Below are 384 nucleotides of genomic sequence, written 5' to 3' on the forward strand. Positions count from 1 at the left end.
CATGCGGGAGGCGCTGGAGTCCACTGATCGCCTGGCGATCTGTACGTTCACGCTGCGCAACCGGACCCGCCTGTGCGCGCTGCGGGTGTACAAGGACGTGCTGATGCTGCAGACGTTGCTGTGGCCGGATGAGATCCGCCCGGCGATCCTGGAGGGGCTGGACAAGGAGGCGAAGGTCCGGCCGCAGGAGGTCAAGATGGCGGCGTCGCTCATCGAGACGATGGCGGCGGATTTCGAGCCGGAGAAGTACGAGGACGACTACCAGAATCAGCTCAAGGAGCTCATCGAGGCCAAGGCCGCCGGGGGAGAGGCGTTCACCGTTGAGGAGCGCGAGGAGGCGAGCGACGACGACGGTGACGACGAGGTCGCCGACCTGCTGGCCGC

Annotated in this window: 1 protein-coding gene; it reads left to right on the forward strand. The window is 66.7% G+C overall.

Annotated elements, in window-relative coordinates; genetic code table 11:
* Positions 1-384: Ku protein (locus G6021_RS17645; RefSeq protein ID WP_347238992.1), on the forward strand; the 384-nt coding region annotated here is incomplete at both ends.

It is taken from the genome of Dietzia sp. CW19 (assembly GCF_014145265.1).
Lineage (GTDB): Bacteria > Actinomycetota > Actinomycetes > Mycobacteriales > Mycobacteriaceae > Dietzia > Dietzia natronolimnaea.